6 protein-coding genes are annotated in these 8,853 nt (G+C 46.5%); 4 read left to right on the plus strand and 2 right to left on the minus strand.

Features of this window, described 5'->3' with window-relative positions; translation table 11 throughout:
* Nucleotides 1-282 (minus strand): helix-turn-helix domain-containing protein (locus ACQY6F_RS17240; protein ID WP_428776195.1); only part of this gene is annotated, 282 nt, incomplete at its 3' end.
* Between the two features lie 2,756 nt (nucleotides 283-3,038).
* Here ACQY6F_RS17240 and ACQY6F_RS17245 point away from each other — a divergent pair.
* Together ACQY6F_RS17245 and ACQY6F_RS17250 are read left to right on the plus strand one after the other, a co-directional pair.
* Nucleotides 3,039-3,629, plus strand: coding sequence for a hypothetical protein (locus ACQY6F_RS17245; protein WP_428776197.1), 591 nt, complete (start codon nucleotides 3,039-3,041; stop codon nucleotides 3,627-3,629).
* The gene (locus ACQY6F_RS17250) at nucleotides 3,626-4,162 is read left to right on the plus strand and encodes a hypothetical protein (protein ID WP_428776198.1); all 537 of its coding nucleotides are present in this window, start codon (nucleotides 3,626-3,628) and stop codon (nucleotides 4,160-4,162) included. Before ACQY6F_RS17245 ends, ACQY6F_RS17250 begins: the two co-directional genes overlap by 4 nt.
* Here ACQY6F_RS17250 and ACQY6F_RS17255 read toward each other — a convergent pair.
* Complete coding sequence (locus ACQY6F_RS17255; protein ID WP_428776200.1) at nucleotides 4,159-4,818, minus strand: TfoX/Sxy family protein; 660 nt, start codon at nucleotides 4,816-4,818, stop codon at nucleotides 4,159-4,161. The two genes, ACQY6F_RS17250 and ACQY6F_RS17255, sit on opposite strands and share 4 nt — an antisense overlap.
* 171 nt (nucleotides 4,819-4,989) lie before the next feature.
* On the opposite strand from ACQY6F_RS17255, the gene ACQY6F_RS17260 reads away from it, so the two are divergent.
* Both ACQY6F_RS17260 and ACQY6F_RS17265 read left to right on the plus strand, forming a co-directional pair.
* Nucleotides 4,990-5,421, plus strand: a complete 432-nt coding sequence (locus ACQY6F_RS17260; protein WP_428776201.1) for a hypothetical protein — start codon at nucleotides 4,990-4,992, stop codon at nucleotides 5,419-5,421.
* 179 nt (nucleotides 5,422-5,600) lie between these two features.
* The coding region (locus tag ACQY6F_RS17265) for a ParB/RepB/Spo0J family partition protein (protein ID WP_428776203.1) at nucleotides 5,601-8,853 on the plus strand (3,253 nt) is incomplete at its 3' end.

An 8,853-nucleotide genomic window follows, 5' to 3' on the forward strand; every position in this document is an offset into this window, starting at 1 on the left:
GTTAAAGAAATTGTCAAAGGCTTGGTGAAGGTTGATAACTGATTGCTGCAATGCGATTGAGTCATATTGCTTCAACCATCGGTATTTGCGTGACTTCTTGGCTACTGCGAGCAGAGGTTTGATGTCCTTTTTAGGATTTAGACTAACACCATGTTTGCGATACATGTACGACTTTAAATGCAGAGCTTTATTATACACAAAACGAACAGCACCAAATTGAGCTAGCAAAAACTCAGCCTGAACTGGTGTCGGGTATATCCGTACTCTAGTAGCTCTTAGCATGTGACACTCACAACTGTATTAATAGACAGTATACTTCCATGATTTTACTGCTAGGTCAATATCTTAGCGCTTCGTTCTATTAGCCTTATATCCCCACTCTCGGATCGGACGAGAATTTGCAGAGAAATTGATATGTTACCAGGAAAGGCTGAACTACAAAAATATCCAAAGACAGTCAATGTAGATTGGCCAGCATCTGTATCCGATTTCATCAATCTTAGCGACCGTAAAAATCCTTGTTCAGCAAGTGGGAAGTTATGTAGACTCCATGTTGAACGCTGTACAACTGGCTACCAAATTAACTCAAAGCAAAGCTCTAACTACCGAGGAATACGTAGCCGTCTTAGTTTATTTGAGGGCCTAGGTAAAACAGTAAGAGCTTCCCACTCTACCTATGCCAAAAATTCAACGCTAAAAAGCGCATTCCTATAACAAACCCTACGAAATGGCCCGTATAGTCACTTTGCACAGCTATTATCCCCTGCCCCACTTGACCGATTCGATCTTGTATTCGTTGTACCGCCTAGCTGCGTCTGAAGGACGCGTACTCGAGTCTTGGTATGGCACGGGTAATTTTATTCAACTATCAGACTTTTACTTTGCTTACAAAGTCGCTGGGTCGAAATTGACCCAACAGTAGGCGATACTGCACAACTGCTCAACCCACATGCCAGAATATGCAGTATTAACCCTGGCAATTGGCGGTGGGAATGTCGTTTTCAAAAAAACAAATTCGACTATTACTGTAGTTCGATTACGATAAACAAGCTAATTCAGCAAACACTGATTCAAGGGAGTGACAATGCCAGATTTTGAGAATAAGGGTAAGGAGTTACAATTTTGGAGTGTTACTGGTGAAGTTTTAGGTCACACAACTTTTCCGAAACACATCTGTCTAGTAGCGGTGGAAGCACCACATATTCAGTTAATTCGGTGACAGGGGTAACAGCAACTACTTCATCTCCAAGTTTCGATTCAACTATTGTAACCAAGCATTAGTTTGGGATAAAAAGGGAAGATGGCAGAGAATACCCCGAACAATTGAGTGATGGAAATATACCATAGCTAGTTGGTCAAACGGTTACTTTGATCTCAGTAGGCTTCAAAGATAAAGACGCTGGCTATTAGACCCTGATAGTTAACCATCGATTCTCATAGGCATTACTTCATTAAAAAAGCTTTTGACCTAAACGTTCACCTAAATGTCGAGAAAGCTTCAGGCATATCATTAATCTACACATCGGTATTAGGATTGATTTGTTACCAGATCTTCCCATATTGGTTAACGACTCTGGTTGTGTTGGTTTTTAGTATTTATAGAGGGTATTCGAGATATACAAGCATTAAGAGTATGTATAAATCCCTAAATGAGCATTTAGAAAACCTTGCCCAATCATCCTCTCGAAATAATAAACCTCCCCTAAGCGAGTGACATACCATTCCGCTTTTAAGCGTAAGGTAAGTAATTGAACGCTAGATTCAAATGGTAGGACTTTGAAAAATCACCGAATGTCCTAGCTAACTGCCTATCGAGATATGATTACATATGAGTTTATGAATAAACCGTTCAAGCGTACATTGTTACGTAGAACGACCACAAGCAACCTTGAGCTTGAGTTAGCCAGCTAAACGAAATCAACCGAATTGGAAGCGATAGCCGCCTAGCCCTACCCTACCCTGCCATATGTTGTAAACGTATGGCAGGCATCCTCACCACTTACCACCTTGCCAGTTGAATTCTGAAATAACCCGTTAAGCTGTTTTTGAATCTAACAAGAAACTAACCGGATTAATTTTAATAATATTGAAATGCTGTACTGCAACAGCAGCAATACTATTATGGAACATATCGCTGTCTACAACGATGCAGAACTCTCTCATACTGAACTCGTGACGACACCGAGGCGAAACCAAAGAATTCAGTGACTGTGTTCGTGAATGACTTAGGCCGAGTAGAACGTTTACCACTGACCATGACGCACCTGTCCAACTGTATATGCAAGAAATCAAGGACCTTAACTAAAACGTATATTCGAATCAACACCCTGCGTGAACTTAGTGAATATTCGACTAATTGTTTGACCGTAAAAATGTTACATGGTCACGAAATATTTTCAGGTTGGGTGTGGGACGATTCATCCAGTGGAAAATGTCTCTCAATTGGAGGCAACAACTCTCCTAGAAAAAATGGCTCCAAGGCGGCAATATAATTGACCGTGAACTGATTAAACCTTAAACCAGCAAGCACATGCGACGGCTACTGGCAGGCCACCTTGTACGATGGTGATAAGACACAAAACGGTGATACCGCTTTTGTTACGGCTATGCGAGCGTTTGTTTCCCGTGCCTTTGGTAATGAAATCGACATCCCCGACAGACTGGCCTAAATAGTTGGCAGTCCTGCGCACAGGACTTTTTAATTTCAATTAAAAATACAGTCACTTATGCCATTCCTTGATTGGCAAAAAAAGCCGGAATTAACCGGCTTTATTTCTTTACGGGATTGGTCAGTTCAAAAGCGTCATCAGATGCATGAACTGTGAGACTGCGATTGGCACTAGAACAACGCCAACGAACGTCCAAACGAATCGTTTTTCCATATCTACCTCCTTTTTGTCGTGAATCGGTTTAGAAGTTGTATCAACTTTTTTGTCACCATCGATGCAATAACGAGCCTTTTTTCGCGCACTAATGTTTTTTCTTGCATTCTGTGAACTAGAAATAGACTGGTTTCTGTAAAAACGGAGACCTGAACTATGAAATCACTATCTCGATCCAACCTGCTGGCTATCTTTTGCATCTCAATCGCAATCCTTTGTTTGCTTGGCCAGGACAACAACATCGCACCGATGATTGAATTGAATAAACTCGCTATCGTCAGCCACGCCGAACTGTACCGTTTATTCACTTTTGCATTTACTCACACAACAGATTTGGAACTTGCGATAAATATGTTCGGCCTAGCAATTCTAGTGATGCTGATTCTGACAGCTACGTTTACCTGCGTTACCGCCGCCCTGCTGCTGTATTCAGACATAGTGGAAATACGCGGATTTTCCGGCACTTTACACGGATTGTATTTCTTCTATTCAGTGAAATCGGTGCTCTCAGGTCACAAAGAGTTCGCGCTGATGGCCATCGCTATATTGATTAAGGTTCATCTTGAACGATTGTATGGCGTGCCTGTCCATTTGGTAGACCTCTATGGCATCCCGCTGGCTACAGAACCGCACTTTATCGCGGTGAATGTGGCGTTGTTGGCCGTTTTAGTGCAGTTGCTGTTTCATCCCCTGGTGGCGTTTTCGTTTGAAACCAATACCGGCACGTTCAAAGGTCAGTACCGATGATTTATTCCGTCATCACTCCAGAAACCGTCCCGGTGGCTGTGGGACAACAACTGCATGATCTGGCCACAGGACTAGCGCTGTCCCACGCCGTATTGCGGTCAAGCGTGACACAATCGGATCACTGGCAATTGCAAGGGGCGTTTGAAGGGAACGGCACTGTTGAACGTTTTGTGCCGTGGGATGGATTTAACGGTAAAAATAGCATTGATGGATACTTACTTGGCGACCAAAAGGCGGCCAAGCATACTGCCCGAAGATATTTGTCAGGCTTTCGACGGTTTAAGCCGCAACAGCAGTTGTTGATCGCCCATTATGTTTATGTTTGCCTGGGGTTGAAACTCCGAACGCCCTCTCAGTTCCTGTTCTATTATGCGGTGCCGGAGAATCGGTCACAGCATCACTTAGAACTGGCCTTAAAGTTAGCCCGAAACTACAACATCCGAACCTACAACCTGGGGAACCCCAGCGATCAAGCGTTGGTTCAAGCCTGGTTGACCAAACTGCATACCTCAAAGCGAAACCTGTCAGCTTAGTTGGAATCAGTTAACTCGGCGGCACATTCAGCCACGCAATCTGCGGGGAGCCGTAAATGGTGCACTCGCCGTATTGCACCGGCGAGCTGATAAAGCAATTGATCAGGTACTGGCTTGGAATAATGGGCTTTTACCGCCTGAAATGCCGCCAGCGCGCCAACTTCGTCCAGTTGAGGTACTGAGACAATACCAGCAGAGGCCAAATAGCGCTCGGTTTTGGCCGTCATGTTGGGTAAATCTCGGATTGGCATCAAGTCACAATTATCTCTTTGCTCGCGGTCGTTTACGGCGATTTCTAGAGCCTCTTCCGCATGATTGATCAATACCGCCGATTGCGATAACCAATCAACCGGGATGTGGTAATAGCGAGTTTTGACGACACTATGACGTTTATTGGTTTGGCGTTGTTTGCAGCCAAGTGCTTCGTACAAAGTACGGGTGCGCTCATTCGCTCTCAACAACAACCATGAATCAAAATAGGCCGCGAACATCACATCATCAATAAAAAAACCATAACCACCAAACATCGTTCGATACTTTATGGGCTTTCCCATTGGTTCCAACAGTGCCACGACCTCTTTCAATGACATTTTCATGCCAATCCCCTTTCTCTCACCAAGACCAAATGGTCTAAAAATCGGAGGTACCGAATACAACGTAATACCGCCACTTACCTAAATTCATAAATCTATAAAAAACATGGTTGAAGATGCATTTCCATGTGAGCGCGCTATTTTACTGGGTTTAATCGCATTTCATACTTAAAGCGCTTGTATTTTTTTAGCCTATGTAAAAGTAAGTCGAAATACATTTAACAGGAACTTTCAATGTGTAAACTGATCATCCTTAACGTCAATTGCGAATCGAACATGCCTGATGAATTGCCTGATGGGTTTATCGTCAATCTTGAGATTACGACCGTGCGTCGAATCCAGCATTTAGCTTCGCTGGTTACAGAGTTGGGCGTCTTTTCTATGTTGCTGGAAGCCACTTGTGGCGAGTATTTTGACAAATCGACGGCGGAAAACTTATTGGAGCACTACCCGATTGAGCAGTTGTCCGAGATTTTGGTCGCGGCAGAAAATGCCCAAGGAGTCGAATTGGAAGTTACTGGCATCGAAATTGAGCGCAACCAGTTCCGCTTTACAGCTACCCCAACCCGTTTCGAAGCTGACGAACGACCAGAGAAATTATTCTCCGACTGGGTTCCACTTGAGGAACTTCAGAGTGACCGCAATTACCTGCCTATCACCCTATAAATCCGACTCAACCATCAACCGGCTCTAAGCCGGTTTTTTAATTTTCGACGCCAGCGGCCTGGTGCTCAACGGTGAGCTTCCCCTCGCCCATATCTACCCGTATCTAACGGTCAACCTGCCCTTGCATTTCTGAAACCCGCAGTAACTTGAGTAATGTACTAACGCAAGGAGCCACGATAATGAACGCACTTACTCAACTTGATTACAACAGCGCCGATGCCCTATCGAAGCAGCTGAACGCCTACAACACCGCTTATCGTACCGGGGAATCATTGATACCAGATGAAGATTACGATGCGCTGGTGGAGCGGCTGGCACAGCTTGAACCTGAACACCCATTCTTAAAAGGTGTCGAGGTCGAGCCGCTGCGCAATGGCAAAACGTTCCGCCACATCCACCCAATGAAGTCGACCAACAAGGCTTATCTCGTCGAGGACATCGAAAAATGGTTGGACAAGATTGAGCAGGCAGGTTTGAAAAAGGGGATCAGCAATCCTGTGATCCGCGCAACCGCGAAACTGGATGGCGTGGCGTGCAAATACATCCCCGACCCACTACTTGCGACCCGTGGTGACGGCACCACCGGAAACATAGTCACTCATTTGCTGGACATGGGACTGCAAATTCTCGGCAATACCGAAAGAGAATCGATAGGTGAAATCGTAATGCCGCAGGCCTACTTTGATCTGGGTTTATCCGAACAGTTCTCACACCCACGCAACGTTATCGCTGGCATTGTCAATGCCGACAATCACAAGGCAGAAGCCTTGCAAGCCCTTAAAGACGGCGCAGTGCATCTGGTACTGTATCGTGATATGGACGCTATTGAGCTGCCTCTGGATGAGTTTCGGGCGCAATGGGAATCTGTCGAAGCCTCGTTGAGAGATTGCCAGTATCCCATTGATGGCGTTGTGTTTGAGGCGGTCGATCCAACCATTAAGTCGAACCTTGGCTCAACGTCCCATCACCACAACTGGCAGATAGCCAAAAAAATCAAAGGCAATGAAAAAGTCACCACAGTTACCGATGTGATCTATCAACTCGGCAGAACAGGCCAAATCACGCCGGTTATTCAAATAGAGCCAGTGGAGTTGTCTGGAGCCGTCACGTCTAAAGTCAGCGGGAGTCACGTCGGCAACATCATCGACAAGAAAATCGGTGTCGGCGCGGAAGTGGCCGTGATACGCTCAGGTGAGATTATCCCCTTCATCACAAGAATACTCAGCCCTGCCAGCGAACTCAACATCCCCACAGTCTGCCCGTGTTGCGGCGGCGAAGTGGAAATGCGAGAGGACAACCTATATTGCAGTTCTACTAACTGTCATGGCCGCAATGAAGCGAAAATCATCTATCACTTCGACCTACTGAAAGCCCTCTATTTTGGTAAGCAGACCGTAGCCAAAATCGTAGCTGGCGGTTTTACCTCCATCGAAGCCGTTTACCAAATGACTCAAATGGATTTAGAGGCTTGTGGACTAGGGGCAGGGCAAGCAGCCAATTTATTAGCGGAAATGGCTCGAATCCAGTCCCAACCAATGCCCGACTATCTGTTGTTAGCCTCACTGGGTATCAGCAACTTAGGAAGAGGCAGTGCCAAAAAGCTGCTGGCGGTGCATCCGATTACTACGTTGCTGGACATTACCGTTGATGACATCAAAGCCATCAAGGGGTTTGGTGATACCAGCGCCCCACAAATTTACTCGCAGTTGCAAGCCAGTACTGTTTTGCCAATGTTGCTGAACACTTATGACATCGAGCATACCAAAGGCGCTAAGGTCGTTGGCTCCAGCCCTGTCGCGGGTAAATCGGTTGTGTTTACGGGTAAGTGCAGCTTGTCACGCGGTGAAATGTCAGATTGGGCAACGACATTCGGCTGCATACCACAAAGCCGTGTAACCGGAGACACCGATTTCCTGGTCTGTGGTGACAACGTGGGTGCCACGAAAATGGACAGTGCCAAGAAAAAGGGCGTGGCCGTGCTCAGTGAAGCGCAATTTCGGGAACTGCTGGCGCAGCCAACCCCACCATCGGACACCACAGGCCAAGCCAGCGTTGCCGACGAATCTGAACCGTTGCCACTGTCCAACCCTGATGAACCGTTGCCAGCCGACCAACCGCTTGCATTCCCAAAAACAGACGTAGCCTATCATTCGAAACCAAACGAATCAGAGGCCAAAGTTATGACCAATGCTACGACTATCGCACCGACTACCCCTATGACTCAGGGCGAAGAAACGCAACTGCTGCACCTAGACCCAAACACCATTCAAGATCCAAAATTTGGCAACCCACGCCGCTATATCGCTGACAGTGACTACCTCGATCTGCTGAACTCTATCAAAGCGCGAGGCATCCATACCCCGTTGATTGCCCGATACGTGGAAACGGGCATTGAGCTGGTGGCAGGTAACACCCGTAAGCGAGTGGCGATTGAGATTGGCTTACCATCTATACCAGTGCTGGTATCGCACATGACCGATGAAGAAGCCTACGCCCTGTCTGTCAGTGAGAACGTTGACCGCACCGCTATGTCACAACTGGATGAAGCGCATAGCCTGAAACGGATTGTGGCTAATCACAATGGCGATCTGAATGTGGCTGCGGCAGAAATGGGCTGGTCGAAAACCAAATTTGACCGAGCTTTACAATTGCTTCGTGCCTCAGATGAAGTGCAAGCATTGGTGGGTAAAAAACAGGACAACGGATTCGTATTGTCGGTGGCTCATGCTGCCCGTTTGTCCTCACTTCCAACAGAGATCCAGAATAAAATCGTTCACGCCGTTATCCGTGACAAAATGTCCGTTAGCGTACTGAATGACAAAATCCAGAAAGCGGTTAAGCGCCCATTGAATACGGCAGTCTTTGAGCAATCAGACTGTGCCCAATGTCCGTACAACACCCAAGTTCAAACCACCATGTTTGCCGATGATAGCAACTGTGCAGAATGCACCAATCCAAGCTGTTTCCAGAAAAAAACTGAGGCGCATTTCGACCAGAAGCGCCAAGAACTGGAATCGGAATATGGCAAACTGGTACTGCTGTCTACCGTTGATAGTCCGGTCACTATATCTCAAGCCACCGTAGGCTCTGAGCAATACACTTCCGGTTGTCTGTCTTGCGATAAACACTGCGCCATTTTGGACGACACCAACGGCCTTAACCAAGGGAAAATTTTAGAAAACCGTTGCCTAGATCAGAGCTGTGCCAGCGAAAAGGCGCAAGCGTGGAAGAAAGCCACTGCCGCAAAATCGGCTCAAGCCAACGCGCAGTCACCTACCAGCAGATCTACCAACGCTGGCAACGCCAATATCACGACCAATGGTACAACCAAGGCAACAACCAAACCACAAGCCAGCACCCCTAAACGACTGATCTTAGAGTCGCAAACGGCGCTAAAAGCAGTGGCACAAGATCTGGTTGTCCAGCATCCGT

The sequence above is a fragment of the Vibrio sp. genome, assembly GCF_050299255.1.
Lineage (GTDB): Bacteria > Pseudomonadota > Gammaproteobacteria > Enterobacterales > Vibrionaceae > Vibrio.